The organism is Cupriavidus sp. 86D6 (assembly GCF_057815095.1).
Window position 1 is genome coordinate 445887 of the sequence record NZ_JBYPSB010000003.1, and the last position, 25957, is coordinate 471843.

At 67.1% G+C, this 25957-nt stretch carries 22 protein-coding genes; 16 read left to right on the forward strand and 6 right to left on the reverse strand.

Going from position 1 to position 25957, the window contains the following annotated elements; all coding sequences use genetic code 11:
- The 8 genes from AC3G88_RS10975 (at position 1) to AC3G88_RS11010 (ending at position 8753) form a co-directional block, all read left to right on the forward strand.
- Positions 1 to 2352 (forward strand): MMPL family transporter, encoded by a 2352-nt coding sequence (locus AC3G88_RS10975; protein ID WP_488772823.1) that lies wholly within the window; start codon positions 1 to 3, stop codon positions 2350 to 2352.
- A 15-nt stretch (positions 2353 to 2367) separates the two neighbouring features.
- Entirely contained in the window at positions 2368 to 3597 is a 1230-nt protein-coding gene (locus AC3G88_RS10980) for an NAD(P)/FAD-dependent oxidoreductase (protein ID WP_488772487.1), read from the forward strand.
- Positions 3594 to 4223, forward strand: a complete 630-nt coding sequence (locus tag AC3G88_RS10985; RefSeq protein WP_488772486.1) for a DUF3261 domain-containing protein — start codon at positions 3594 to 3596, stop codon at positions 4221 to 4223. Before AC3G88_RS10980 ends, AC3G88_RS10985 begins: the two co-directional genes overlap by 4 nt.
- Entirely contained in the window at positions 4220 to 5410 is a 1191-nt protein-coding gene (locus AC3G88_RS10990; protein WP_488893388.1) for a beta-ketoacyl-ACP synthase, read from the forward strand. Before AC3G88_RS10985 ends, AC3G88_RS10990 begins: the two co-directional genes overlap by 4 nt.
- A 2-nt stretch (positions 5411 to 5412) precedes the next feature.
- Positions 5413 to 5895, forward strand: a complete 483-nt coding sequence (locus AC3G88_RS10995; protein ID WP_488772484.1) for a hotdog family protein — start codon at positions 5413 to 5415, stop codon at positions 5893 to 5895.
- Entirely contained in the window at positions 5892 to 6623 is a 732-nt protein-coding gene (gene fabG, locus AC3G88_RS11000) for a 3-oxoacyl-ACP reductase FabG (protein WP_488772483.1), read from the forward strand. Before AC3G88_RS10995 ends, fabG begins: the two co-directional genes overlap by 4 nt.
- On the forward strand, positions 6620 to 7849 hold the full coding sequence (locus AC3G88_RS11005; RefSeq protein ID WP_488772482.1) for a beta-ketoacyl-ACP synthase: 1230 nt from the start codon (positions 6620 to 6622) through the stop codon (positions 7847 to 7849). The genes fabG and AC3G88_RS11005 overlap by 4 nt, the downstream gene beginning before the upstream one ends.
- 208 nt (positions 7850 to 8057) lie before the next feature.
- On the forward strand, positions 8058 to 8753 hold the full coding sequence (locus tag AC3G88_RS11010; protein WP_488772481.1) for a 4'-phosphopantetheinyl transferase family protein: 696 nt from the start codon (positions 8058 to 8060) through the stop codon (positions 8751 to 8753).
- Between the two features lie 15 nt (positions 8754 to 8768).
- Here the strand turns inward: AC3G88_RS11010 and AC3G88_RS11015 are convergent, their stop codons facing one another.
- On the reverse strand, positions 8769 to 9503 hold the full coding sequence (locus AC3G88_RS11015) for an IclR family transcriptional regulator (RefSeq protein ID WP_488772480.1): 735 nt from the start codon (positions 9501 to 9503) through the stop codon (positions 8769 to 8771).
- 331 nt (positions 9504 to 9834) lie between these two features.
- On the opposite strand from AC3G88_RS11015, the gene AC3G88_RS11020 reads away from it, so the two are divergent.
- From AC3G88_RS11020 to dbpA, 6 genes are all read left to right on the forward strand, one after another.
- Complete coding sequence (locus AC3G88_RS11020; RefSeq protein WP_488772479.1) at positions 9835 to 10233, forward strand: helix-turn-helix domain-containing protein; 399 nt, start codon at positions 9835 to 9837, stop codon at positions 10231 to 10233.
- The gene (locus tag AC3G88_RS11025; protein WP_488772478.1) at positions 10233 to 11555 is read left to right on the forward strand and encodes a type II toxin-antitoxin system HipA family toxin; all 1323 of its coding nucleotides are present in this window, start codon (positions 10233 to 10235) and stop codon (positions 11553 to 11555) included. The genes AC3G88_RS11020 and AC3G88_RS11025 overlap by 1 nt, the downstream gene beginning before the upstream one ends.
- Positions 11556 to 11733: 178 nt before the next feature.
- Complete coding sequence (locus AC3G88_RS11030; protein WP_488772477.1) at positions 11734 to 11904, forward strand: hypothetical protein; 171 nt, start codon at positions 11734 to 11736, stop codon at positions 11902 to 11904.
- Between the two features lie 28 nt (positions 11905 to 11932).
- Positions 11933 to 12742 (forward strand): alpha/beta fold hydrolase, encoded by an 810-nt coding sequence (locus AC3G88_RS11035; RefSeq protein ID WP_488772476.1) that lies wholly within the window; start codon positions 11933 to 11935, stop codon positions 12740 to 12742.
- 802 nt (positions 12743 to 13544) lie between these two features.
- Positions 13545 to 14861, forward strand: a complete 1317-nt coding sequence (gene oxlT, locus AC3G88_RS11040; protein WP_488893389.1) for an oxalate/formate MFS antiporter — start codon at positions 13545 to 13547, stop codon at positions 14859 to 14861.
- Between the two features lie 164 nt (positions 14862 to 15025).
- Positions 15026 to 16429 (forward strand): ATP-dependent RNA helicase DbpA, encoded by a 1404-nt coding sequence (gene dbpA, locus AC3G88_RS11045; RefSeq protein WP_488772474.1) that lies wholly within the window; start codon positions 15026 to 15028, stop codon positions 16427 to 16429.
- An 85-nt stretch (positions 16430 to 16514) separates the two neighbouring features.
- Here dbpA and shc read toward each other — a convergent pair whose 3' ends face one another.
- Entirely contained in the window at positions 16515 to 18494 is a 1980-nt protein-coding gene (shc, locus tag AC3G88_RS11050) for a squalene--hopene cyclase (RefSeq protein ID WP_488772473.1), read from the reverse strand.
- Positions 18491 to 19078 (reverse strand): TetR/AcrR family transcriptional regulator, encoded by a 588-nt coding sequence (locus tag AC3G88_RS11055; protein WP_488772472.1) that lies wholly within the window; start codon positions 19076 to 19078, stop codon positions 18491 to 18493. Before AC3G88_RS11055 ends, shc begins: the two co-directional genes overlap by 4 nt.
- A 169-nt stretch (positions 19079 to 19247) precedes the next feature.
- Between AC3G88_RS11055 and AC3G88_RS11060 the strand changes: the two genes are divergently transcribed.
- On the forward strand, positions 19248 to 20801 hold the full coding sequence (locus AC3G88_RS11060; protein ID WP_488772471.1) for a methyl-accepting chemotaxis protein: 1554 nt from the start codon (positions 19248 to 19250) through the stop codon (positions 20799 to 20801).
- Positions 20802 to 20824: 23 nt separating this feature from the next.
- Here AC3G88_RS11060 and AC3G88_RS11065 read toward each other — a convergent pair whose 3' ends face one another.
- The 3 genes from AC3G88_RS11065 to AC3G88_RS11075 form a co-directional block, all read right to left on the reverse strand.
- Positions 20825 to 21088 (reverse strand): DUF1653 domain-containing protein, encoded by a 264-nt coding sequence (locus AC3G88_RS11065; protein WP_400397528.1) that lies wholly within the window; start codon positions 21086 to 21088, stop codon positions 20825 to 20827.
- Between the two features lie 147 nt (positions 21089 to 21235).
- Positions 21236 to 22309 (reverse strand): NAD(P)-dependent alcohol dehydrogenase, encoded by a 1074-nt coding sequence (locus tag AC3G88_RS11070; protein ID WP_488893390.1) that lies wholly within the window; start codon positions 22307 to 22309, stop codon positions 21236 to 21238.
- Between the two features lie 156 nt (positions 22310 to 22465).
- Positions 22466 to 24214 carry a sigma-54 interaction domain-containing protein gene (locus AC3G88_RS11075; protein WP_488772469.1) on the reverse strand — a complete coding sequence of 583 codons (1749 nt, stop codon included), beginning with the start codon at positions 24212 to 24214 and terminating at the stop codon, positions 22466 to 22468.
- A gap of 176 nt (positions 24215 to 24390) precedes the next feature.
- Between AC3G88_RS11075 and AC3G88_RS11080 the strand changes: the two genes are divergently transcribed.
- Complete coding sequence (locus AC3G88_RS11080) at positions 24391 to 25938, forward strand: acyl-CoA carboxylase subunit beta (RefSeq protein WP_488772468.1); 1548 nt, start codon at positions 24391 to 24393, stop codon at positions 25936 to 25938.
- The last annotated feature ends 19 nt before the right edge of the window (positions 25939 to 25957 follow it).

Sequence of the window (25957 nt, forward strand, 5' to 3'; positions counted from 1 at the left end):
ATGGCAGGCGGCGTGGCGATGCGTGGCGGACTGACCCGCACGGGGCGCTGGCTGGCCATCGGCTGGCTGTTGCTGGTAGTGGCGCTGGCCGCGCACCAGTTCCAGTTCTGGCGGGCGTCGCGGCTGGATACCGACGTCATGGCGCTGTTGCCGACCAGCGAGCGCACGGCCACGGCCGACCGCGTGCTGCGGCGGCTGGCTGACGGTGTGGCGCAGGAAGTGGTCGTACTGGTAGGCAGCCCGGACTGGACGCGCACCCGCGCCGCCGCGCAGCGATTCCGTGCGGCCACCGGACGGCAGGCGGATCTGCTCAAGCCGGTTGACACGATCGCGGCCTTCGATTTCGATGCGGCCCTGGCGTTCTACCGGCCCTGGCGCGACCGGCTGCTGACCGATGCGCAGCGCCAGCAGTTGCAAGCGGCCGATCCCGACGCGCTGGCCCGGCAGGCGCTCACGCGGCTCTACCAGCTTTCCACGGGCCCGCGCCTGACCGACTGGGCCGCCGATCCGCTGGGGCTGTGGCAGGACTGGTGGCTGTCGCGGGCGGCCGTCACGCGCGTGCATGAGCGCGACGCGATGGCGGCGCTATCAGGGGACGGCCGGGAATGGGCGCTGCTGTCGTACCAGATCACCAAGCCGGCGTTTTCCGTCAGCGGCAATACGGAGTACGGCAACCTGATCCTGGCCGCTGAAGCCGCGGCGCGCCAGGGGGACGATGGCGTGCGTGTGATAGCGGCTGGCATTCCGCTGCACGCCGAAGCTGCCGCTGCGCAGGCCAATCTGGAGATGAATGTCATCGGCTGGGGTTCGCTGGCGGCGGTGCTGCTGCTGGTCTGGCTCGCGTTCCGCTCCTTGCGCCCGATCGTGCTGGTGGGGCTGTCTCTGCTGATCGGCACGGCGGCGGCGATCTCGGCCACGGCCATCGTGTTCGATCGCGTGCATCTGGTGACGCTGGTGTTCGGCGCCAGCCTGGTGGGCGTGGCGGAGGATTTCGGCATCCACTATTTCGTTACCCGCCAGGCCATGCCCGGCGCATCGCCGCCCAAGGTCATGCGGTTCCTGCTGCCGGGCATGGCGCTGGCGCTGTTGACCAGCGTGGTGGCCTACCTGGCGCTGGGCATCGCGCCGTTCCCCGGACTGCGCCAGATGGCGCTGTTTTCGGCAGTGGGGCTGGTGGCGGCCTTCCTTACCGTGGTGGTCTGGTTTCCGCTGCTGGACCGCGGCAACTTGCGGCAGACGAGGCTGTCCACGTGGCTGGCCGATAGCCTGGCGCGCTGGCCGCGCGTGCGCAACGATGCCCGCACGTGGTTGGCGCTGGCCGGGCTGGCCCTGTTCATCGTGCCAGGCGTCTGGCAGGTACGTGTCGTGGACGACGTGCGCCAGCTGCAGAGTTCGCCACCGGCCCTGGTCGAGGCGCAGCGTACGGCGGGCCGGCTGCTCGGCACGCCCAGCCCGGCGCAGTTCGTACTGGTGCGCGGCGCCACGCCGGACGAAGTGTTGTCCCGCGAGGAAGCCGTCAAGGCCCGGCTGGCCGATACCATCGGCCGTGGCGACTTCGCCGGCTTTGTGTCGATTTCGGACTGGGTACCGTCTGCGGCGCGCCAGCGTGCCGATGCGGCGCTGGCCAAACGCCAGGAGCTTGCGGTGCGTCAACGTGTAGCGCATGCGCTCGGTGGCACGATTGCGCCGCCGCCGGCCGCCGAGGGGGATGCGGTGCTGACGCTGACTGCCTGGCTGGCCCATCCGGTGTCGGGCACGCTGCGCCACCTGTGGCTGGGGCGGGAAGGCAGCGGCTATGCCAGCGTGATGCTGTTGCGCGGGCTGGAACGGCCGGCGGCCATGGCGGGCATCGCGCGGGAAGTGAATGCGGTGGGCGGGGCCGAGTGGGTGGACCGCATCGCCGATCTGTCGGGCCTGTTGCATCACTATCGCGTACTCATGAGCTGGCTGCTGCTGGCGGGCGCCGCCGGTGTGGCGCTGCTGCTGGGCTGGCGTTATGGCGCAGCCGGCTGGCGCGCGCTGGTGCCCACGTTGCTGGCGGCGGCGTTCAGCGTGGCTGTGCTGGGCTGGCTGCAGGTGCCGCTGCAGCTGTTCTCGGTGCTGGCGCTGGCGCTGCTGCTGGGAGTGGGCGTGGATTACGGCATCTTCCTGCTCGAACATCCCGGCGATGGGGTGTCATGGACGGCCATCGTCCTGGGCGCGGCCAGCACGCTGCTGGCGTTTGGCCTGCTGGCCTTGTCTTCCACGCCGGCGCTCCATGCGTTCGGCATGACCATGCTTTCGGGCGTGGGCGCGGTCTGGGTGCTGTCGCCATGGTTTCGTCCGGCCGCTCCGCCCATCCAACAACATTGAACAGGGTTGATTCACATGAAGAAGGAACAGGTAGAAGTTCTGATCGTCGGCGCCGGCCCCGCGGGTTCGGTGGCGGCCGGCCTGTTGCGCCGGCGCGGTATCGACGTGCTGGTGATCGAAAAGGAGACCTTCCCGCGTTTCTCCATCGGCGAGAGCCTGCTGCCACAGAGCATGGCGTACATCGAGGAGGCCGGCATGCTGCAGGCCGTGGTGGAAGCCGGCTTCCAGTACAAGAACGGCGCTGCCTTCTCGCATAAGGGGCAGCACACCGCGTTCGACTTCCGCGACAAGTTCTCGCCGGGCTGGGGCACCACGTACCAGGTACAGCGTGCCGACTTCGACAACGTGCTGATCCGCGAGGCCGCGAAGCAAGGCGCCGAAGTGCGCTTCCGGCACGTGGTGGAAGCGGTGGACGTGAGCGGCGCCCGGCCTCTGGTGACGGTGCGCGATCCGGACGGCGACGTCTACACGGTGGAGCCGAAATTCCTGCTCGATGCCTCCGGCTTTGGGCGCATCCTGCCGCGTCTGCTGAAGCTGGAGTCGCCGTCGAACTTCCCCGTGCGCGCGGCCATCTTCACGCACGTGGAAGACCGCGTGCCCGTGGGCGCATTCGACCGCAACAAGATTCTGATCAGCGTACATCCCGAGCACGTGGACGTCTGGTACTGGACCATCCCGTTCTCGAACGGCCGGTGCTCGCAGGGCGTGGTGGCGGAAAAGTCGTTCCTCGACCGCTATGCGGGCGACGACATGGCGAAGCTCAAGACGCTGGTCGGGGAAGAGCCCGGCCTGGCCGGACTGCTCAAGGACGCCAACTGGGATACCCCGGCTCGCCAGATCGTCGGCTATTCGGCCAATGTCAGTTCGCTGTGGGGCAACGGCTACGCGCTGCTGGGCAACGCCGGCGAGTTCCTCGACCCGGTGTTCTCGTCGGGCGTGACGATCGCTTTCAAGTCGGCCAGCCTGGCCGCAGCCTGCGTGGCGCGGCAGATTGCAGGCGAAAAGGTGGACTGGGACGCCGAATACGCCAGGCCGCTGAAGGCCGGCGTGGACTGCTTCCGGACATACGTCGAGGCATGGTACGAAGGCAGCTTCCAGAAGGTGATTTTCCATCCCAAGGGCACGCCCGAGATCCGCAGGATGATCTCGTCGATCCTGGCCGGCTATGCGTGGGACACCAACAACCCTTATGTGGCCGAGTCGCGGCGGCGGCTTGGCGTGCTGGAGCAGCTTTGCTCGGCTTGATCCGTAGCGCAGCCGCCGCTGCCGCATGCGCTGGCGTGCTGGCCCTGGCCGGTTGCGCGACGCAGCCGCCCCGAGACGGCATGGCCGCGGGCGCGGCGGCCGGCACGCGCGCCGAGGGCGCGGTGCCGCTGCTGCGCCTGCCGCCGGGGTCACTGGGCCGCACCCTGAACCTGCAGCAGCAGATCACGGTGCAATACCCGTCGCCGCAGGGCGAGCAGACGCGCGACATGCTGGCGCTGCTGGAAGCCGATGCCGCCCATACCCGGCTGGCCGCCGTGGCGGGCGGCCAGGTGCTGGCGCGCCTGGACTGGGACGGTCATGACCTGCGCGTGAGCAAGGCACCGTGGGCGCCCCCGGAGCTGCTGCCCGAGCGTATCCTCAGTGATCTGCAGTTGTCGCTCTGGCCCGTGGCGGCCATCCAGGCGGCACTGCCGGCGGGCTGGCGCGTCGAAGTGGCGCCCGGCCTTCGCCAGTTGCGGGCGGGCGACGAAGTCGTGGTGGAAATCCGCTATCCCGACGCCCGGACCACGCTGTTCCTGCAGCGGCGCGACGGCTATCGGCTGACGATCCGTACGCTGCAGGATCTCGGCGGGCGGCAGGACACAGGGCAGGGGAGGGCGCAATGACGGTCTACATGAATGCGATGAACGTGATCTGCGCGCTGGGCAGCGGCGGCGATGCCGTCCGCGCGGCGCTGTTCCGGACCGATGGTCCCAGCGGCGGCGAGCTGACGGATCGCTATACGCCGGGCATGCCATTGCACTTGGGCACCGTGCGTGAGCCAGTGGCCGCCACCGATCTGCCCGCCGGCATCGCCCCGGAGCTGTTCAGCCGCAACAATGCGCTGCTGGACCGCACGCTGGCGGCGATCCGTCCTGAAGTGGAGGCCGCCCTGGCACGCGTAGGACCCCAGCGCGTGGCGATTGTGCTCGGCACCAGTACGTCGGGCATCAGCGGCGGGGAGGTCGCGGTGAGCGAACGTGCCCGCACGGGCGCGTGGCCAGCCGGATTCCATTACGGGCAGCAGGAGCTTGGCTCGCCGGCGCAATACCTGGCACTGGCGCTGGGCGTGGCCGGGCCGTCGTACACGATTTCCACCGCTTGCTCGTCGAGCGCCAAGTCCCTGGTCGCCGCGGCGCGCCTGCTGGAACAGGGCATTGCCGACGTAGTCATCGCGGGTGGGGTGGATACGCTGTGCGCGTTCACGATCGCGGGATTCCGCTCGCTGGACAGTGTCAGCGTCGAACGCTGCAATCCGCTGTCCGCGAACCGCCAGGGCATCAATCTGGGCGAAGGTGCGGCGCTGTTCCTGATGTCGCGCGAAGCCGGCCCGGTGCGGCTGGCCGGCTGGGGTGAGACGTCGGACGCGCACCACATGTCGGCGCCGGACCCGGCTGGCGCCGGGGCGCGTGCCGCGATGCAACAGGCGCTGGCGCGCGCCGCCCTGGGCCCGGCGGACATCGACTACCTGAACCTGCACGGCACCGCCACGGAACAGAACGACGCAATGGAGTCGCGCGCGGTGTCGGATCTGCTGGGCCCCGATGTGCCAGTCAGCTCCACCAAACCGCAGACCGGCCATACGCTGGCCGCCGCCGGCGCGGTGGAGGCCGCCCTGATGTACCTGACGCTGCACGGCAATCCGCACGGCAGGCTGCCCGCGCACTGGTGGGACGGCGTGGCCGACGCCGCCTTGCCGGCATTGCACGTGGTGGGGCCCGACGAGTCGCTGGGCCGGCCGGTGCGCCATGTGATGAGCAATTCGTTCGCGTTCGGCGGCAGCAACAGCGTGCTGGTGATGGGACGGGGCTAAAGATGAACACAACCGAACCGATATCGAATCAACTGCAGCTGCCTCCGGTGGCCGAGGTGGTGCCTCACGCGGGCGCGATGCGCCTGATCGACGAACTGGTGCATGTGGATGCCGTCGGGTGCGTGGCGCGTGCCACGGTACGCGCCACGCAGTTGTTCGTGGACGAAGACGGCATGCCGGCCTGGGTGGGCATCGAATACATGGCCCAGACCATTGCCGCATGGGCTGGCGCGCAGGACCGCATGGCCGGGCGGCCGCCCGGCATCGGCTTCCTGCTGGGCTCCCGGCGCTACGCCTGCGACGTGCCCGCATTCCCCGTGGGCAGCGTGCTGACGGTGGCCGCGCGCGTGGAACTGGCCGGCGACAATGGCCTGGGAATGTTTGCCTGCACGCTGTCGCTGGATGGCCGCGAGGTGGCGCGCGCCAATGTTTCGGTATTCCGGCCTGCCGATGCGCAGGCGTTTCTCCAAGGGCAGCAAGCATGACCAACAAGACCGTGCTCGTCACGGGTTCCTCGCGCGGCATTGGCCGCGCCATCGCGTTGCGGCTTGCGCACGATGGCTACGACGTGGTGGTGCATTGCCGCGCGCGGCGCGACGAAGCCGAGGCCGTGGCCGACGCCGTGCGGGCTTTCGGCCGCAATGCGCGCGTGCTGACCTTCGACATCGCCCACCGCGAAGCCACGGCCAACACGCTTCTGGCCGACATCGAGGAACACGGCTGCTACTACGGGGTGGTCTGCAACGCTGGCCTGGCGCGCGACGCGGCGTTTCCGGCCATGACGGGCGACGAATGGGACGAAGTCGTGCATACCAACCTGGATGCGTTCTACAACGTGCTGAACCCGCTGGTCATGCCGATGGTGCAGCGCCGCCGGGCGGGCCGCATCGTCACGCTGTCGTCGGTGTCGGGGCTGGTGGGCAACCGGGGGCAGACCAACTACAGCGCCGCCAAGGCCGGCATCATAGGCGCCACCAAGGCGCTGGCCATCGAACTGGCCAAGCGGCAGATCACGGTCAACTGCGTGGCGCCGGGACTGATCGATACAGAGATGATTGACGAACACGTGCGCGAAGAGGCACTGAAGATGATCCCGGCGCGGCGCATGGGAACACCGGACGAAGTGGCCGCCACGGTGGCCTTCCTGCTTTCGCCAGATGCCGGTTACATTACACGCCAGGTGATTTCGGTGAACGGGGGGATGTTTGGATGAAGCGGGTCGTAGTTACCGGCGCGGGCGCCGTGAGTGCCCTGGGCGACCACTGGCCGACGGTGCGCGAGCGCTTGGCCAGCGGGCGCAACGCCGTGGTGCAAATGCCCGAGTGGGACGATATCCGGGGGCTTAACACCCGGCTGGGGGCGCCCGTGCCGGCGTTCGCGCTGCCGTCGCACTACACGCGCAAGCTGACGAGGTCGATGGGCCGGGTGTCGCTGATGGCGGTGCTGGCCAGCGAAGCCGCGCTGGCCGACGCCGGCCTGGCAGGCGATCCGCTGGTCACCAGCGGACGCATGGGCATTGCCTACGGGTCCTCCACGGGCACGCCGTCGGCCGTGCAGGATTTCGGCCGCATGATGACCGAGCGGTCAACCGAGGACATCAGCGCCACCACGTACATCCGCATGATGCCGCACACCGCGGCGGTCAATATCGGCGTGTTCTTCGGCATCACGGGGCGCATCCTGACCACGTCCAGTGCCTGTACGTCGGGCAGCCAGGGCATTGGCTATGCGTACGAGACCATCCGTATGGGCAAGCAGGTGGCGATGCTGGCGGGCGGCGGGGAAGAACTGGACGCCACCGAGGCGGCGGTGTTCGACACGCTGTTCGCCACCAGCACGCGCAACGATGCCCCGCACACCACGCCGCGCCCGTTCGATGCCGACCGCGACGGCCTGGTGCTGGGGGAGGGGGCGGGCACGCTGGTGCTGGAGGAACTTGAACACGCGCAGGCGCGAGGCGCGCGTATCCTGGCCGAGATCGTCGGCTACGGCACCAACAGCGACGGCGCGCACGTGACGCAGCCACAGGCCGACACCATGGCCGTGGCGATGCGCCTGGCGCTGGAGGAAGCCGGTATTGCCCCCGGGGCAATCGGCTACGTCAACGCGCACGGCACGGCCACCGATCACGGCGATATCGCCGAATCGCATGCCACGCATGCGGTGTTCGGTCCGGACATTCCCATCAGTTCGCTCAAGAGCTTCATGGGTCATACGCTCGGCGCATGCGGCGCGCTGGAGGCGTGGATGACGATCGAGATGATGCGCGACCGCTGGTTCGCGCCCACCGCGAACCTGACCCGGCCGGACCCGCGCTGCGCGCCGCTGGACCACATCATGGGCGAGGGTCGCCGCATCGACACCGACTATGTGATGAGCAACAATTTCGCGTTCGGTGGCATCAATACCGCGCTGATATTCCGCCGCTGGCCCACGTGAAGCCGGTGTCCTGCCGTGCCGCCGTGCGGTAATTCGTCTAACCTGTTCCAACAACGAAAAAGAAAGGAAGGTCAATGAAACTCGAATACGAATGCCACGCGGGAGCCGTGGTGGCGGGCGTGACACTCAAGGGCACGTACGCCAACGTGGCGAACTGATCCATTTCCCTGACACGCCGCGCTGGAAGCTGCCGAAGGAACCTGTCCCCATGCCGATTGCCCTGCGTACCGGATCGGTCATGGCCTTTGCCGCCATGGCGCCACCTGTCAGCCGCTGGATGTCCGCCGAGGAACTGGCGCGGCTGGCGGCCATGCGGGCGCAGCAACGTGCCGAGCAGTTTGCGGCGGGCCGCTGGCTGGCGCGGCGGCTGCTGGCCGTGACCTTCGGCGGCGATGCATCGGAATGGGCGTTGTCGGCGGCCCAGGACGCGCCGCCCCTGGCGACCCATGTGGCCGGCGCGGTCGGTACGCCGGTCTTCGTCTCGATTGCCCACTCGGGCGACCACCTTGCCTGTGCGGTCTCCGACATGCCGGTCGGCGTCGATATCGAGGAACTGCAGCCGCGCCGCCACCTGGATACGCTGATCGAGGCCACCACCACGGAGGCCGAACGCGCGGCGCTGCCCGACCTGCTGGCCGGCGACGAGGATGCCCGCATGCTGGCGTTCTTCCAGCTCTGGACGCTCAAGGAGGCGTGGATCAAGTGCCACGGTGGCAACCTGTTCCAGACCATGATGGGGCAGGTGGTCGAAGCCAGGCCGTCGCCGCTGGCGCAGGCCAACGGGCTGACCTGGCGCCGCAAGAATGCCGTGCTGGCGCTGGCCGCCGCTTCGGGGCTCGAGGATGACCTCGGCCTGCCGCAGGCCACCGGCTGGCGGCTGCACGCGCAGGAAACCGTCGATTAGGCTGGCTGCGGACGCTCAGGTCTGTTCCAGCGAGGCGCACGCCGCGCGCAGGATCGCAGCGTAGTGCTCCAGGTGCGGCTCGATCCGGTACACCGGCCCCGCAATCGAAATCGCATAGCATTCCCCCGACAGCCGCACCGGCCAGGCCAGCGCGCCCACATCGGGCATCGATTCACTGAGATTGACGTAGGCGCCGCGCTCGCGCGACTGGCGCAGGTCGGCCTCCAGCGTAGCGGGCGTGGTCAGCGTGCGGGGTGTAAAGCCCTGGAACGCCAGCCGGGACAGCAGCGCGGCACGTTCGCCATCGTCCATCGCCGCCAGCAGGGCCTTGCCGATGGAGTTGGCGTGCAGGTCCCGCCGTTCGCCAGCCGTGGCGATATAGCGAATCGCATGCGGGGATTCGAGCACGTCCAGATAGACCACGGCCGTGCCTTCATGCAGCTTGCCGATGACGATGGTTTCGCCGGTGGCGTCGCGCAATTCGCTCATCGTGCCGTGTACGCGGTCGAGCACCGGATCGTGCCGGGCAATCTGCTGGGCCATCGCCAGCAGCCGCCCCGTGGGGTAGTAGCCCTGCCGGCGGGCGGTTTCGTAGAGATAGCCGAGCGACGTCAGGGTGCGGATCAGCGCCAGGCAGCTGGATGCCGGCACCGCCAGCAGGCGCGCCAGTTCCGACAGCGACAGCGCCCGCCGTTCACGTGCAAAGGTCTCGATGATCTCGATGACCCGCAGGGCGGTCTTGACGTTCATTGCCGGGGGTTTTGCGGACTCTGGGCGCTCTGGCATGGGGGCTGGGCAGGATCGGACGTGCGCGGATCGTGTTGCGGCCCGGGCTGGGGCCTTCGGGGCGGACTGTAGCACGGCGCCCCGCACGAGGCGACCGCAGGCGCACCCCAAGACGCACCTGGGCATGTACCCGACGCACCCGACGCGCCCTGATACGCACCGGATACAACCTTTACGTTGTAAATCGCCTTTACAACCTATCCGTTGTAACTTGAAAATACAACCTCTACGTAGTAAAACGGCTTTACAACCTTTACGTTGTCAGCCTGAATCCCGACGCGTTCGCGCAGCCCCCATGGCCAACCAATATCCCATCCGAATCCTGACCCAGCTGAATCCGGTATTGCAGGGGTTTCGCCGGTCGCGCGGCCTGACCCAGGCCGATGTGGCGGCGCGCCTCGGTGTGAGCCAGCAAAGCTATGCCCGGCTGGAAGCCAATCCCGGGCGCGCCAGCATGGCGCGCGTGCTGGCGGTGCTGCAGGCGCTGGAAGTCGATCTGGTACTGGCACCGCGCGGCGCGGCAGTGGCCACGGATGCCACGGATGCGGCCGGCGCCCGGGGTGCCCGGCGCGGCAAGGCTGACAAGGCCGGCAAGCCTCGAAAACCCGGCACTGCCCAGGCAAGGTCGCGGGCTGCCGGCACGGTCGCCCGCCGCCCGGCCAAGCCCGACCAGGGCCCGGGAGAGGACTGGTAATGGGCCGGCGTGCGCTCCGGCGCCGGCTTGGCGTCTGGATGAATGGCTGGCTGACGGGTACGTGGGAACGGGGCACCGACGGTGAGTCGTTTGCCTACGATGCCGACTGGATGGAGAGTCCCCAGGGGCGTCCCCTGTCTCTCTCGCTGCCATTCCGCTCCGATGCCGCCCCGTATCGCGGTGGCGTGGTCACCGACTACTTCGACAACCTGCTGCCCGACAGCGATGCCATCCGCCGCCGCCTGGCGCAGCGCCATCGCACCCAGGGCACCGGGCCATTCGACCTGCTGGCCGCGCTGGGGCGTGACTGCGTCGGCGCGCTGCAACTGCTGCCGGAAGGCGCCGAGCCCGAAGGGCTGCGCACCATCGAGGGCACGCCGCTGGATGCGTCGGGCATCGCGCGTCTGCTGCGCGATGCCACGCGCAGTGCGCCGCTTGGCCAGCACGACGACGAAGGCGACTTGCGACTGTCGATTGCCGGCGCGCAGGAAAAGACCGCGCTGCTGCATCACGGCGGGCAATGGCTGCTGCCGCACGGCAGCACCCCCACCACCCATATCCTCAAGCTGCCGCTGGGACTGGTGGGCAACATGCGCGCGGACATGCGCACCTCGGTGGAAAACGAATGGCTGTGCGCCCGGATGGTGAGCCACTTTGGCCTGCCCATCGCCGATTGCACCATCGAAACGTTCGAGGACCAGAAGGTGCTGGTGGTGGAACGCTTCGACCGGCGGCTGGCGCCCGACGGCAGCTGGATCATCCGCCTGCCGCAGGAGGACTTTTGCCAGGCGCTGGGCCTGTCGCCGCTGTCGAAGTATCAGGCCGACGGCGGCCCAGGCATCGCGGACATCATGGCCGTGCTGGCGGCGTCCGAAACCCCGGCCCATGATCGTCGTAATTTCTTCAAGACGCAGATCCTGTTCTGGCTGCTGGCGGCGACGGACGGGCATGCCAAGAACTTCAGCCTGTCGATCGGGCCGGGCGGCCGCTACTGGTCGACACCGCTGTACGACGTGCTGTCGGCATTCCCGATCATGGGCGGCGGCGCAAACCAGCTGGCGCCGCAGAAGGCCCGCCTGGCCATGGCCGTGCGCGGCACGCAGAACCACTATCGCATTGGGCAAATCATGCGCCGGCACTGGCTGGAGCAGGGGCGGCTGGTGGGCATGCCCGCCGATGTGGTCGAGGCCATCCTGATGGAGCTCAAGGCGGCCGTCGAGCCCGCTATCGACGCCACGACAGCCGAATTGCCGGCGACGTTTCCGCCCGACGTGGCCGAGCGCGTGTTCGAGGGGCTACGGGCGCAGGCGCGGCGCCTCTGAGCATCGGCTGCTTCCGGGCGGCGATTTGTACCGTTGTGTATCACGACGGCGGGCCGATACGTCGACACACGCAACGGCCGCCTGCGCCACACGGACGCGATACGTCCAACCCTTCCAATAGGCTCCATGGCGATTGCGCATGGTGCGCCGCCAACCATCGGTCCGGCTGGAGCCTCCCATGTCGAAAATCAACATCGCGTTGCAGCTGACGAGGACAGTGTTCTGGTCATTGCCACCTGGTGCGCTCCAGGGGTTGACGCTGGCGGCCGCAGTCATTGCCACCGCCACGGCCTGCGTGGCGCTGGTGATTGCGCTGCCGGCGCGGCCTGTACCGGACTTCCAGAACTAGTCTTGCCGGAATAATCGGAGAAATCGCAATGTGGAATCGCAAGCTGACGCACAACCGAACCATCGTATCGCTGGCCATGGCCACCATCGGCCTGGCCGCCGCCACGGCGGCGCATGCCGCACCGGCTGCGGCCGAGGCCGCTGACAAGCAACCGTCGGTGGTCATCGTGCACGGTGCCTTTGCCGATGGCTCGGACTGGGCCCGCGTCATTCCGCTGCTGCAGGCCAGGGGCGTGAAGGTGCAGGCCGTGCAGAACGGTCTGGAATCGCTGGCTGGCGACGTGGCGGCCACGCGCCGCGCCATCGACAATCAGCCGGGCAAGGTGGTGCTGGTGGGGCATTCGTGGGGCGGCACGGTGATTACGGAGGCGGGCGCCAACGACAAGGTGTCGGCGCTGGTCTACGTCGCCGCCTTCGCGCCGGAAGCGGGCCAGTCGACCGAGGAAGCCGGCAAGGCATTCCCGCCCGCGCCGGGTATCGCCAAGCTGGTGGCCGACAAGGACGGATACCTGTCGCTGCCCCCGCAAGCGGTGGCCAGCGATTTCGCGCAGGACGTGCCCACCGCCCAGGCCCGCGTGATGGCCGCGACCCAGGGCCCTATCCAGGCAAAGGCGTTTGGAGAAAAAACGAGTGTCGCGGCGTGGTCCAGCCGGCCGTCGTGGTACATCGTCAGCGCCAACGACCGCATGATCCCGCCCGATCTGGAACGTGCGATGGCCAGGCGCATTGGCGCCAAGGTGACCACGCTTCCGACCAGCCACGTGCCGCAGCAATCCCGGCCTGCCGATGTGGCGAAAGTCATCCTGGATGCCGTGCAGACGGTGAAGGCGCAGAACTGATACGGGTCTGATCTGGCGCGTGGGCCGCGCCGGGCAGCACGCAGGGCGGCGGGATTATCCCAATAGGCGGGGCGGAATCCCGCGGACGACCGCATTTTCAAGGCGCGCCGGTTATTCTGACAAAATTGTAATGCTCCGCGATTAAGAGAAAACCCTTGAATGACAAATAGACGTTAAAAGATCACCTATAAATAGAGCCTACGTGTTGCGAACTGGTGTCACGCATCACGCCTCCGCCCGCCTGTGCTAGCCTGCGGGCTTTTTTTTGTCAATTTTCCGGCCATGAATGCATTGCAATGATTAATAGCGGATTTTTCATGGGTCCCGGTAATGAATAATGATTCAGGGGTGGTGAAAACCCTCTCCCCGCTTTCGCTTGACTATGTTGGTATATCACATACCTTGTATCTGTCGCGTGGCGCATTACGCGAACATTACGTCGAACATTACATCTTTGTAATGCGGGATAGCCACCGAACATTACAAACCTGTCATTCATTCGGGGTTTTTTGATATCGAGGAGATTTCAGATGCAAAACGAATAGCCAGTCGATGAATTACCTGGAAACCAAGGCTGGACAAGGGTTCTGTCGCGCATTCGGTACCAACTCGTGGTTCGAGCAATGGCGGTCCTGCGCAAATGGGTTTCACACGCGAAACCGGACGACCAAAACAACAAGAACGAAGACACAGGAGACTCGCAAATGCAGGCGACCATTTTACGGTTCGGGCGCACGATGCCCGTGTATCGAACCGCATTCCCATACATTGCAGACCACACCACGACAACAGGGAGCGCGCAATGACTCACGCACCGACCGGGGCCCTTCGCCCCAATCCACAGGTTTCCGACAGCAAACGCTGGTTCCAGTTGCTGGTAGGCGTCGTCTGCATGATCGCTACGGCGAATATCCAGTACGCCTGGACGCTATTCGTGCCGGAAATCCAGGACACCTTTGGCTGGTCTCGCGCCAATATCCAGATTGCCTTTACGATTTTCGTGCTGGTACAGACCTGGCTGGCACCGATCGAGGGGTATTTCATCGATAAATTCGGGCCGCGCCTGATGGTGGCGTTTGGCGCACTATTCATCGGGTTTGCCTGGGTGATCAATTCGCAGGCCACCACGCTGATGGGCTTCTACGTGGGCGCCGCCGTGGGCGGGCTGGGTGTGGGTTCGATCTACGCCACCTGCATCAACAACGCGATCAAGTGGTTCCCGGACCGTCGCGGGCTGGCCGTGGGCCTGACGGCCGGCGGCTACGGTGCCGGTTCGGCGGCCACCATCCTGCCCATCGCCGCAATGATCGAATCGCAGGGCTTCCAGCACACGTTCATGTTCTTCGGCATCCTGCAGGGCGCGCTGGCGTTCATGGCCGCCTGGTTCCTGCGCGCGCCGCAGGCCAGCGAGGTGAAGGCATCGAGCAAGATCTACCAGTCCACGCGCGACTACACGCTGCGCGAGGCGCTGGCCACCAGGCTGTTCTGGCTGATGCTGGTGATGTTCGTGCTGGTGGTCACCGGCGGCATGATGGCCGTGGCGCAGCTGGGCGTGATCGCCAAGGATCTGGGCGTCAAGGAGTTCAAGGTGGACCTGTACTTCTTCACGATGGCCGCGCTGCCGCTGGCGCTGATGCTGGACCGCGTGATGAACGGCATTTCGCGGCCGCTGTTCGGCTGGATCTCGGACAACATCGGCCGGGAGAAGACGATGGTGATCGCGTTCTCGCTGGAAGGGATCGGGATCATCGCGCTCGGCTACTTCGGCAGCAATCCGTACGCGTTCCTGATCCTGTCGGGCGTGGTGTTCCTGGCGTGGGGGGAGGTCTACTCGCTGTTCTCGGCGCTGGCCGGCGACGCGTTCGGCACCAAGCACATCGGCAAGATCTACGGCGTGCTCTATACGGCCAAGGGCATTGGCGCGCTGTTCGTGCCGATCGGCAACCTGATGATGGAGGCCACCGGCACGTGGTCGACGGTGCTCTATACCGTGGCCACCATGGATCTGCTGGCCGCGTGCCTGGCGTTCACGGTGCTGAGGCCGGTGTTCGCGAACCATGTGGCGGCATCGAAACGGGCCTTTGCCGGCGAGCGGGGCGGGACGCAGGTGCCAGCCTGACGTAACGTTCAGGCCGGGAAGGCGCCGCGGCCGGCGTCTTCCCGATGGCACGGCGAAGGCAGGGGACAGGGCTCGACAGGGCGGGACAGGGCGCGACAGGGCGGGACAGGGCGCGACAGGGCCGGACAGGGCGGCATCGGCCCGCCATGCATCTATAATCCGGCATGACTTCTTCAGCCCCTACCCCATTTGCCACGCTGCCGCTGTCCGCGGCCATGCAGGCTACGCTTGCCCAGCTTGGCTACGACGCCATGACGCCGATCCAGGCTGCCAGCCTGCCGCTCGCGCTGGCTGGCCACGACCTGATCGCCCAGGCGCGTACCGGAAGCGGCAAGACCGCCGCTTTCGGGCTTGCCCTGCTGCACCGGCTGGACCCGCGTTCCTTCGACGTACAGGCGCTGGTGCTTTGCCCCACGCGCGAACTGGCCGACCAGGTTACCCAGGAAATCCGTCGCCTGGCCCGCGCCGAGGACAACGTCAAGGTGCTGACGCTCTGCGGGGGATCGCCGATCCGGCCGCAGGTGGAAAGCCTGGTGCACGGCGCCCACGTGATTGTCGGCACGCCGGGCCGGATCATCGACCACCTTGATCGCGGCAGCCTGAACCTCGACACGATCAACACGCTGGTGCTCGATGAAGCCGATCGCATGCTCGACATGGGCTTTCATGACGACATCGCGTTCATCGCCAGCCACGCGCCGAAGAACCGGCAGACGCTGCTGTTCTCGGCCACGTATCCGGACGCCATCGACAAGCTCGCCCATCGCTTTCTGCGCCAGCCGAAGACCGTGAAGGTAGCGGAGTCGCACGACGCCGGCACCATCACGCAGCGGTTTTACGAAGTGGAAAACAGCGAGCGGCTTAACGCCGTTGGCCTGTTGCTCGACCATTTCCGCCCGGCGACCACGCTTGCGTTCTGCAATACGAAGGCGCGTTGCCGCGATCTGGCCGATTTGCTACACGCCCAGGGTTTCGCCGCGCTCGAGCTGCATGGCGATCTGGACCAGCGCGAGCGCGATCAGGTGCTGGTGCAGTTTGCCAACCGGAGCTGCTCGGTGCTGGTGGCCACTGACGTGGCCGCACGCGGGCTCGACATCGCGCAACTGGAAGCCGTGATCAACGTGGACGTCACGCCGGACCCCGAGGTGCACGTGCACCGCGTGGGCCGTACCGGGCGTGCCGGCGAGGCAGGCATGGCATTCAGCCTGGTCAGCCTGGACGAAATGGGCCGCGTGGGCAATATCGAACAGCATCAGGGCGGCGAGTTCGAGTGGCACCCGCTGTCCGAACTGACGCCCGCAGGCGGCGGGCGGCTGCTGCCGCCCATGGTCACGCTGCAGATGCTGGGCGGCCGCAAGGAGAAGATCCGGGCCGGCGATATCCTGGGCGCGCTGACCGGCGAGGCCGGCTTCACGAAGGAGCAGGTCGGCAAGATCAGCGTGATGGAGATGTCCACCTACATCGCCGTGGACCGCGCCATCGGCCGCGAGGCGGTGAAGCGGCTCAACGAGGGCAAGGTCAAGGGCCGCAAGGTGAAGGTCAGGATGCTGACCACCGGGCAGCGCTAAGCCATTGCCGTAGCCATGCCGGTCGCGGCCGGAACAGGCCGGCCAGACGCAGAAGGGGCGCCTCGGCGCCCCTTCTTCATGAACCTCAAGCCAGTTCCTGCTCCGGCACCGCTGCAACCTGTCTGGCCGTGGACTGCCGGCTCGCGGTCAGCCGGCGGTAGCGTCCCAGCGCCCACAGCGGAAAGTACGCGGTATAGCCGTGGTACTTCAGGTGGAAGATGCGTGGGAAACCGGGGGCATTGTGATAAGGATGCGTCCAGAAGCCGTCCTGGCCCTGCGCGTCCACCAGCCAGGCCACGCCGCGCCTGACCGAATCCGATTCGTGCTCGCCCAGCGCCAGCTGGCCCAGCAGCGCCCACGCCGTATGCTCGGCGGTGCTGCCCGCGTCGTGCGTGCCTGCCAGTTCGGGGTGCAGATAGCTGTCGTTGGTCTCGCCCCAGCCACCGTCGGCGTTCTGCTTGCCGCGCAGCCAGTCCACCGCGCGGCGCATCATCGGCAGCTTGCGGTCCACGCCCGCCAGCGCCAGGCCGGCCAGCACGCTCCACGTGCCATAGATATAGTTGGTGCCCCAGCGGCCCCACCAGCTGCCGTCGGCCTGCTGCGTCTGGCGCAGATATCCGATGCAGCGTTCACGCGCGCTGGCGTCCTGCGGGCGGTTGGTCACACCCATGGCCAGCAGCATGCGGCCGGACACGTCTTCGGTGGGCGGGTCGAGCAGGGCGCCATGATCGGCGAATGGAATCGCGTTCAGGTAGTCGCGGTCGCAGTTGGCGTCGAACGCGCCAAAGCCGCCGTTCTTCGACTGCAGCCCGATTGACCAGTCCAGCGCGCGCTCCACGTGCGGCCGGAAGCGTTCGGCCTGGCCGGTGCGCTTGCCGTGGGCGTGCAGCATGGCCAGCACCACGGCGGTATCGTCGATGTCCGGGTAGTAAGGGTTCTCGTACTGGAACGCCCAGCCGCCCGGCGGCGTGGCCGGCGCGGCGTTGTGCTGCCAGTCGCCCACCAGATCCAGCACCTGCCGTTCGGTCAGCCAGTCGTAGCCGCGCGCGATGGCGGCCTTCGATTGCTCGGTGGCCGGTGCCTGCTCCAGCGCCATCAGGCTCCAGGCGGTATCCCACACCGGCGACAGGCAGGGCTGGCAATACGAGATGCCGTCGTCGCGGTGGACGATCAGCTTCTTCAGCGCGTCCATGCAGTCGCGGCGCATCGGATGGTCCTTGGCGTAGCCCATCAGCACCATCATTTCGTAGGCGTAGACCATCGGCGGGAAGATGCCGCCGAAGCCGTCCTCGCCGTTCATCCGCGCCTCGCTCCACTGCACGGCGCGCTGGATGGCCTTGCGGCGCAGCGCGCGCGGGATCAGCGGCTCCATGTGACGTACCACGCGGTCGAGCTTCAGGAACAGGCCCTGCAGGCCGGGCTTGCGCGGGAAGTACTCGGTCTCCTGCTCGGGCGGCGTCACGAACAGTTCCTGCACGCGGATGCCGAGCGGGTTCTTCGCCTGCGCGCGCATCGAGCACAGCACCAGCAGCGGCACCATGGTCGTGCGGGCCCAGTAGGCCACCTTGTCCATATGGATCGGGGCCCAGCGCGGGAACAGCACGAACTCCACCGGCATGAACGGCGTGGCGCGCCAGGGCACTTCGCCAAACGTGGCCAGCAGGATGCGCGTGAACACGTTCGACCGGGCCGCGCCACCGCGCGCCAGGATGGCGTCGCGGGCGCGCACCATGTGCGGGGCGTCGGGCGAATCGCCGGCAGCCTTCAGCGCGAAGTACGCCTTGACGCTGCACGACACATCGAGATCGCCGCCGTAGTACAGGTCCCAGGCGCCGTGCCGGTCCAGCCGCTGCAGCGCGCGCAGATACTTCGCCATGCGGGCTTGCAACGCCGTGTCGATCTCGTCGACAAAATGCATCATCAGGATGTACTCGGCCGTGATCGTGGCATCGGATTCGAGTTCGAAACACCAGTGGCCGTCGGGGTGCTGCTTGTCCAGCAGCGCGTCGCGCGCACGTGCCAGGACGGCATCGATATCGGATGCCGGAATATCTTGTGGAGTCATGCTTGTTCTGGTTCCGTGCAGGGCTGGGTCAGCTGTTCGAGATGGCCAACCAGCGCCGCGCGTTGGGCGGGATCAATGGTGCGATGGCCGAGCAGGTCGGCCAGCCAGAGGCCGTCGGCGGCCAGCCGGCACAGCAGCAGGCGCGTGGCGTCTTCGCACTGGGCCGCGTCACGCTGCAGCGACGCGGCTTCCCATTCCTGGTAGGGCATGCGGAATTCCGGGCGGGCCATGACGAGCATCATGGCGGCCTTCCAGAGTTCGCGTTCGCCCGCTTCGACAAAGCCATCGGCCGATGCCCGCAGGTAGGCGCGCGTGTTGCGGCCGTGCGGCTCGGCGTCGGATTCTGCCACCGTGGTCACCTGGCGCTTGAAATGGTCAAGCACCTCGCTGGACAGCGCCTGCAGCAGTTCCTGCTTGCTGGAGAAGTGATGCTGCAGCCCGCCCTTGGAGACACCGGCGCGGGCCGCCACGGCATTGAGCGTCACCGCGCCGATGCCTTCCTCGACCAGCAGGTCGATGGTGGCGGCGATCAGTCGATCGCGAATCAGCTGGGGCTGCTTGGGGCGGCGGTGGGCTTCACTCATGGCGCCGGAAGATACCATCCGGCCGGATTGTTTGCAAACCGATGCGGCGCCTACGCCGCTTTTTGGGTGTCGCCATGTCTACATTTGTCTACATGAGCGGACGTGCCTTCAGTCGCGGGATTCGGGGCCGTTAGTGCGCTGCAGCATCGACTCCTGTTTCTGTATTGCCATGCCAAGTCAACTTTCGATTCGATTCCGCCTCAACGCGGCGCTGGCCGTGCTGGCAGCACTGCTGACCCTGATCGGCACCATCGGTGTCTTCGGGATGCGCGCGTCCATCGCCGATATCCACGAGATCTACACCAACCAGTTGGCGTCAACGCGCCTTGTGGCGGCATCGCAGCTGAATGCCGCCGTGGTGCGGACCACGCTCGATCGCGCGGTTTTCCATCCCGACGCCGCCGATGTGCCGACCACCATCGACAAGGCGGTGGCCTACCGCGAGAAATCCGAGAAGGCGTGGAGCGCCTACCAGGCGCTGGCCAAGTCCGCCGACGAGAAGGCGCTGTCCGACAAGGTTGAAGCCCTGCGTGGCAATTTCTTCAAGGAAGGCGTGGAGCCGCTGATCGCCGCACTGCGCGCCCACGACGCGGCCGCCATCGATCAGCAGGTCATGGCGAAGATCCCGCCGATGTTCGTGGAACTGACCGCCGCCGTGAATGCGCTCGAACGCAACCAGAGCGACCAGGCGCAGACGCTGTACGACAAGGCCACGGCGCGCTCGCAGCGATTCCTGTGGATGGTCACCGGCGCGATCGCGATCGGCATCGTCGGCGCGCTGCTTTGCGCCATTGGCCTGCGCCGTGCCATTTCGGAGCCGCTGGTACGCATGCTGGAAAGCTTTGGCCGGATTTCCCACGGCGACCTGACCGAACGCATTCGCGTGACCAGCCAGGACGAGATGGGCGACCTGACCCAGGGCCTGCGCCAGATGCAGTCGGGCCTGATCGATGCCATCCAGACCATGCGTGGCGGCAGCGATGCGATTGCCACGGCCACGCGCCAGATCGCGGCGGGCAACCTGGATCTGTCGCAGCGCACCGAGCAGCAGGCCAGCGCGCTGGAAGAAACTGCCGCCAGCATGGAACAGCTGACGGCCATCGTGCGGCAGAACGCCGAGAACGCCCAACAGGCCAACCAGCTGGCCGCGGCCGCTTCGGAAACCGCGTCGCGCGGCGGCGAAGACATGCGCAACGTGGTGGCCACGATGAGCGGCATCCAGCATGCGTCGCGCAAGATTGGCGAAATTACGGCGGTGATCGAAGGCATCGCGTTCCAGACCAACATCCTGGCCCTGAACGCCGCCGTGGAAGCGGCCCGCGCGGGCGAGCAGGGCCGTGGCTTTGCCGTGGTGGCCGGCGAGGTGCGCGAACTGGCGCAACGGTCGGCAACGGCCGCCAAGGAAATCGTCCAGCTGATCAACGACACCGTGAGCCAGGTGGAAGCCGGCACGCAGCAGGTGGACAAGGCCGGCACCACGATGCACGACCTGGTGCAGGCGGTGGGCCGCGTGACGTCGATCATGGGCGAGATCAGCACGGCGTCGCGCGAGCAGAGCGCCGGCATCGAGCAGGTGGGCAAGGCCGTCACGCAGATGGACCAGATGACGCAGCAGAACGCCGCGCTGGTGGAAGAGGCCGCCGCGGCGGCCAAGGCGCTGGAAGAGCAGGCCGATGTGCTGAAGGCGTCGGTGTCGTCGTTCCAGGTGCCGGCCGTGGTGTGAGTCGGGGGGCCTCCGCGCCCCGCTCAGGCCTCGGTCAGCGGGGCAAAACGCACGCGCTCATCGTCCAGCCGCCCGTGGAACATCTCCGCCGGCCGCACCCACGGCGACGTGTTGTGCGGCCAGATATGCACGTAGACCGTCAGGATTTCGTCGTTTTCCGAGTGCCTGGCTTCAAAGATGCGCCGGTACAGGCCGCCCTTGTAGTGCCGGTGCGTGGCCAGCTTCAGCGCGTCGGCCTCGCTGGTGACCTGGTAGCGCGGCGTCTTGCCTTCGCCGAATTCACCCACCAGCGCAAAAGCCTGGCGGATGGCGTCGATGTCCGTGTCTTGCATGAGGAATTCCGGTTGGGTCGGCCTGGCCCGGTGCTGGCCCAGGCGGGGCCGGCATTCTACTCCGGGCAGGGCCGGCGCTTCTCCGCGGCGCCCCGGACGGCATCACGGCGTGATGGCCACCTTCAGCACCCCGTCGCGCTGGTTGGCAAAGAGGTCATAGGCCGATTCGATATCGGCCAGCTTGTAGTGGTGCGTGACCAGCGGCGCCAGGTTCACCCGCTGGGTCTCGATCACGTTCATCAGGCGGCGCATGCGTTCCTTGCCGCCCGGGCACAGCGACGTGATGATCTTGTGGTCGCCCAGGCCGGCGGCGAACGGGCCCAGCGGGATGCGCAGGTCGGTGGAATAGACGCCCAGGCTGGACAGCGTGCCACCGGGCTTCAGCACCCGCAGCGCCGCCTCGAAGGTGGCCTGCGTGCCCAGGGCCTCGATGGCGGCATCGACGCCCCGGCCGCCAGTCAGCCGCAGGATTTCATCGACGACATCGGTCTTGCGGAAATTGACGACTTCGTCGGCGCCCATCTGGCGGGCGATCGCCAGGCGCTCGTCAATGCCATCGACGACGATGATTTTCGATGCCCCACGCAGCCGCGCGCCGGCCGTGGCGCACAGGCCAATCGGCCCCTGCGCGAAGACCGCCACGATATCGCCAATCTTGATATTGGCCTGTTCGGCCCCTGCAAATCCGGTGGACATGATGTCCGGACACATCAGCACCTGCTCGTCGGTCAGCCCGTCGGGAATCGGTGCCAGGTTGGCCTGGGCATCGGGCACCAGCACGTATTCGGCCTGCGTGCCGTCGATGGTGTTGCCAAAGCGCCAGCCACCCATCGGCTTGTAGCCATGGCCGTGCGACTGGCCGTCCTGCGACGCGCAGCCGTCCTGGCAGGCGTACGAGTAAAAGCTCGGACAAATCGCACCCGCAATCACGCGCTGGCCTTCCTGATAGCCGGTGACGTTGCTGCCCAGCTTCTCGATCACGCCGACCGGCTCGTGTCCAATGGTCAGGCCCGGCTGCACCGGGTATTCGCCTTTGAGGATGTGAACGTCGGTGCCGCAGATCGTGGTGGTGGTGATACGGATCAAGGCATCGCCGGGACCGACGCTGGGGATGGGCTTTTCCTGAAGGGTGATCTTGCCGGGACCTTGAAAGACGGCAGCACGCATGGTGGGCATGGTTTGGCTCCTGAAGACTTCGGCGGAAGGGCGGCCGTGGGGGCGAACGGCGCGCCGCTTTCAGTCTATTGCCACAGATTTGCGCCAGTGTTGATCAGAGTCGGAGGATGCAGACGTTGACCTGTGGCGCTTCTGGCGTGCGTGGCAACGCTGGTCCTACCGCCCGCCGCGCTCGAGAATCTTGTACAGGTGCGACCGCGATATCTGCAATTGCGCTGCCGCGCGTTTCTTGTTGCCGCCGTGGCGGGCGATGGCATCGAGCACCGCCGCATAGGCCAGCCCGCTCATGCCGCCCCCGGTGTCCGCCGGCGGTATGCCGAAGGCCACGCCATCGCTGACGGCGGGGGCGCCGGACAACGGTGTGCCGAATGCAGATGCCTCCGGCATATCCTGCGCCACCACCGTACCCCGCGCCGCGTCCCCCCGCGCAAAGTCCGCCACCTTCAGCGCGCGGCCATCGCAAAACACCAGCGCCTCTTCCACGCGTTGCCGTAGCTGTCGGACATTGCCCGGCCATCGCTGCCCGGCCAGATACCGTGCCACATCATGCTCGATCCGGGGCGCAGGCATGCCATTGCGCGTGCAGAAGGCTTCGACAAAATGCTGCAGCAGGGCCGGAATGTCCTCGCGCCGTTGCCGTAGTGCGGGAATGCGCAGCACCACGCCGCTGAGCCGGTAATACAGGTCCAGGCGGAATCTGCCGGCGTCGATCAGTTCGGGGATATCGCGATTGGTGGCCGATACCAGGCGGAAATCCACCTTGCGGGCGCGTCCGCTGCCTAGCCGTTCGACCATGTGGTCTTCCAGCACGCGCAGCAGTTTCACCTGCATTTCCATCGGAATATCGGCCACTTCATCGAGGAATACCGTACCGCCGGCCGCCAGTTCGAGCTTGCCGGCCTGGCCCTGGCGCTTGCTGCCGGTGAAGGCGCCGGGGGCGTGGCCGAACAGTTCGGATTCGATCAGCGTGGCGGGCAGGGCGGCCAGGTTCAGGCTGACCAGCGGGCGGTCCGCGGCAGGGTCGTCGTGGCCGGTGCCGTGGATGGCGCGTGCCACCAGTTCCTTGCCGGTGCCGCTTTCGCCCAGGATCAGCACGGGCACGTCCAGCCGGGCCACGGTCTGGATTTCGCGGCGCAGACGCTGCATCGGCGCGCTTTCGCCGATCAGGCCCATATTCGACTGGCGTTCGCGCAGGCCCTCCACTTCGCGCTGGTAGCGTGCCACCTCCGAACGCAGCGTCACCAGTTCCTTGTGCAGCCGCAGCAGCTCGTCCGGCCCCTTGAACATCACCTGGCCGATGGCGCCCACCACTTCGCCGTGCTGGCGGATCGGAATGCGGTTGACCACCCGGGTGGTGTGATTCAGCTGCTGCAGCTGGCCGATTTCGGCCTTGCCGCTGCTGACCACCTGCGGCAGCCGCGAGTTCGGAATCACCTCGGCCGCCGCGCGCCCGATGCCTGCCCCTGGGGCCAGGCTCAGAAATTTCTCGTGGACCGGGCTGATATAGCGCACCAGCCCCGCGTGGTCGACCACAGTGATGGCCTGGTAGGGATCGTTCAGGAAGTGGTCGAGGATGGCATCGGCAAACGGCACGGTGCCCAGGAAATCGAACAGCGTGGCCTGGGGGTCGGCACGATGCAGCAGGATCAGGTGGCGATCGGCGTCTTCGAGCGACAAGCCGATGTAGCGCGCCGGGCCGACTTCCACCGGAAACAGTCGCCGACCGCTTGCCGGGTCGGCGTTTGCCCGGGCAACCCGCGCCGCGTGCGCCACGGCGGGATCGGCACAGACGCCGAAGGCTGCCACGGGGTCGCCATCGCCCTGGCATACCAGCGCCCCAAGGAACGCGGCATCCGGAAGCGGATCGCGCTTGGCGACCGTCGCCTGTGTTGTCTCCGTGGACACGCGTGTCTCCTGTTGTGTCCTCGTTGTGGACACTTTGATGTATTTGTCACGGACATCTTAACGGTGTCATACGGAATTCTCAATGTAATCAAGGCTGGAACAAGTGCCTGAAATCTGGCACGACTTGTGCGGAGTGTCTTCGCATCAACACAAGAAAGACAGTCGGAGACAGACACGTGAGTTGGCAGCCTGAAGTGGACGAACTTGCCTGGCGGCGGCGGCTGGCCGCCCGCATGGGCGGGGACAGCAAGGTGGAGCGCCACAAGGCGGCGGGCAAGCTGACAGTGCGCGAGCGGGTCGATGCGATTGCCGATCCGGGGTCGTTCCGCGAGGTGGGCGGCCTGAGCGGCAGCGGCCGCTATGACAGCAACGGTCGGCTGATCGACTTGATTCCGTCGAACCTGGTCATGGGCCGCGCGCAGGTGGACGGCCGCCCCGTGGTGCTGGTGGGCGACGATTTCACGGTGCGCGGCGGGGCCAACGACGGCGCGCCCGGCGACAAGCTGATCCATGCCGAAAAAATGGCCCACGACCTGCGGCTGCCGATGATCCGGCTGGTGGACGGCACGGGCGGTGGCGGCTCGGTGCGCAATATCGAGATCAAGGGCCACACGCTGATTCCGACCATGAAGGTGTGGCAGTACGTGGTGGAAAACATGGCCACTGTGCCCGTGGTGTCGCTGGCGCTGGGCTCGGTGGCGGGCATGGGCGCGGCGCGCGTGGCGGCCAGCCACTATTCGGTGATGGTCAAGGAGACCTCGCAACTGTTCAGCGAAGGGCCGCCGCTGGTGGCGCAAGCCGGCCAGGACATCGGCAAGAACGAGCTGGGCGGCAGCCAGATCCACACCCGCAATGGCGTGGTGGACGACGAGGTGGCCACCGAGCAGCAGGCCTTTGCGCGTGCCCGGCAGTTCCTGTCGTACCTGCCGGCCTCGGTGTATGACCTGCCGCCCCGGACGGAAACACGCGATAGCCCGTCGCGGCGCGACGACTGGCTGCTGGCGGCCATTCCGCGCGACGCGCGTGCCGCATACCAGATCCGGCCGATCCTGGAAACACTGGTCGATGCCGGATCGTTTTTCGAGACCGGCAAGCAGTGGGGACGGGCCATCGTCACGGGGCTGGCCCGGCTCGATGGCTGGCCGGTGGCCGTGATTGCCAGCGACCCGGGCTGGCACGGCGGCAACTGGGATAGCGACACCGCCGAGAAATTCACCCGCTTTGTCGATCTGGCGCAGACCTTCCATCTGCCGGTCGTGCACCTGGTGGATACGGCGGGCTTCCAGGTCGGGCCGGAGGCCGAGCAGGCCGGGATCATGCGCTACGGCGTGCGGGCGCTGGCCGCCGTCTACCAGGCCACGGTACCCTGGTGTTCGGTCATCGTGCGGCGCGCCTATGGCGTGGCGGCGGCCGGGCATCAGCACATGGGCCGGTTCAATTTCCGCTACGCGTGGCCGTCGGCCAACTGGGGGGCCTTGCCGATAGAGGGGGGCCTCGAAGTGGCTTACAAGGCCGAGATCGAGGGCGCGGACGACCCCGTGCAGAAGCGCGCCGAGATCGAACAGCGCGTGCGCAGCCTGACGTCGCCGTTCCGTAGCGCCGAGGCGTTCGTGATCGAAGACATCATCGATCCGCGCGATACCCGCGCGCTGCTGTGCGAATTCGCCACCGTTGCCGCGCCGCTACGCGAGCCCGGCGTCAGCCGCTTTGGCGTGCGGCCCTGAGCCGGCACCCCCGACACAA

What these genes read in the sequence shown, in the direction of transcription:
- AC3G88_RS10975 (WP_488772823.1), top strand. Translation starts at nt 1, where the DNA reads ATGGCAGGCGGCGTGGCGATGCGTGGCGGACTGACCCGCACGGGGCGC.
- AC3G88_RS10980 (WP_488772487.1), top strand. Translation starts at nt 2,368, where the DNA reads ATGAAGAAGGAACAGGTAGAAGTTCTGATCGTCGGCGCCGGCCCCGCG.
- AC3G88_RS10990 (WP_488893388.1), top strand. Translation starts at nt 4,220, where the DNA reads ATGACGGTCTACATGAATGCGATGAACGTGATCTGCGCGCTGGGCAGC.
- AC3G88_RS10995 (WP_488772484.1), top strand. Translation starts at nt 5,413, where the DNA reads ATGAACACAACCGAACCGATATCGAATCAACTGCAGCTGCCTCCGGTG.
- fabG (WP_488772483.1), top strand. Translation starts at nt 5,892, where the DNA reads ATGACCAACAAGACCGTGCTCGTCACGGGTTCCTCGCGCGGCATTGGC.
- AC3G88_RS11005 (WP_488772482.1), top strand. Translation starts at nt 6,620, where the DNA reads ATGAAGCGGGTCGTAGTTACCGGCGCGGGCGCCGTGAGTGCCCTGGGC.
- AC3G88_RS11010 (WP_488772481.1), top strand. Translation starts at nt 8,058, where the DNA reads ATGCCGATTGCCCTGCGTACCGGATCGGTCATGGCCTTTGCCGCCATG.
- AC3G88_RS11015 (WP_488772480.1), bottom strand. Translation starts at nt 9,503, where the DNA reads ATGAACGTCAAGACCGCCCTGCGGGTCATCGAGATCATCGAGACCTTT.
- AC3G88_RS11020 (WP_488772479.1), top strand. Translation starts at nt 9,835, where the DNA reads ATGGCCAACCAATATCCCATCCGAATCCTGACCCAGCTGAATCCGGTA.
- AC3G88_RS11025 (WP_488772478.1), top strand. Translation starts at nt 10,233, where the DNA reads ATGGGCCGGCGTGCGCTCCGGCGCCGGCTTGGCGTCTGGATGAATGGC.
- AC3G88_RS11030 (WP_488772477.1), top strand. Translation starts at nt 11,734, where the DNA reads ATGTCGAAAATCAACATCGCGTTGCAGCTGACGAGGACAGTGTTCTGG.
- AC3G88_RS11035 (WP_488772476.1), top strand. Translation starts at nt 11,933, where the DNA reads ATGTGGAATCGCAAGCTGACGCACAACCGAACCATCGTATCGCTGGCC.
- oxlT (WP_488893389.1), top strand. Translation starts at nt 13,545, where the DNA reads ATGACTCACGCACCGACCGGGGCCCTTCGCCCCAATCCACAGGTTTCC.
- dbpA (WP_488772474.1), top strand. Translation starts at nt 15,026, where the DNA reads ATGACTTCTTCAGCCCCTACCCCATTTGCCACGCTGCCGCTGTCCGCG.
- shc (WP_488772473.1), bottom strand. Translation starts at nt 18,494, where the DNA reads ATGACTCCACAAGATATTCCGGCATCCGATATCGATGCCGTCCTGGCA.
- AC3G88_RS11055 (WP_488772472.1), bottom strand. Translation starts at nt 19,078, where the DNA reads ATGAGTGAAGCCCACCGCCGCCCCAAGCAGCCCCAGCTGATTCGCGAT.
- AC3G88_RS11060 (WP_488772471.1), top strand. Translation starts at nt 19,248, where the DNA reads ATGCCAAGTCAACTTTCGATTCGATTCCGCCTCAACGCGGCGCTGGCC.
- AC3G88_RS11070 (WP_488893390.1), bottom strand. Translation starts at nt 22,309, where the DNA reads ATGCCCACCATGCGTGCTGCCGTCTTTCAAGGTCCCGGCAAGATCACC.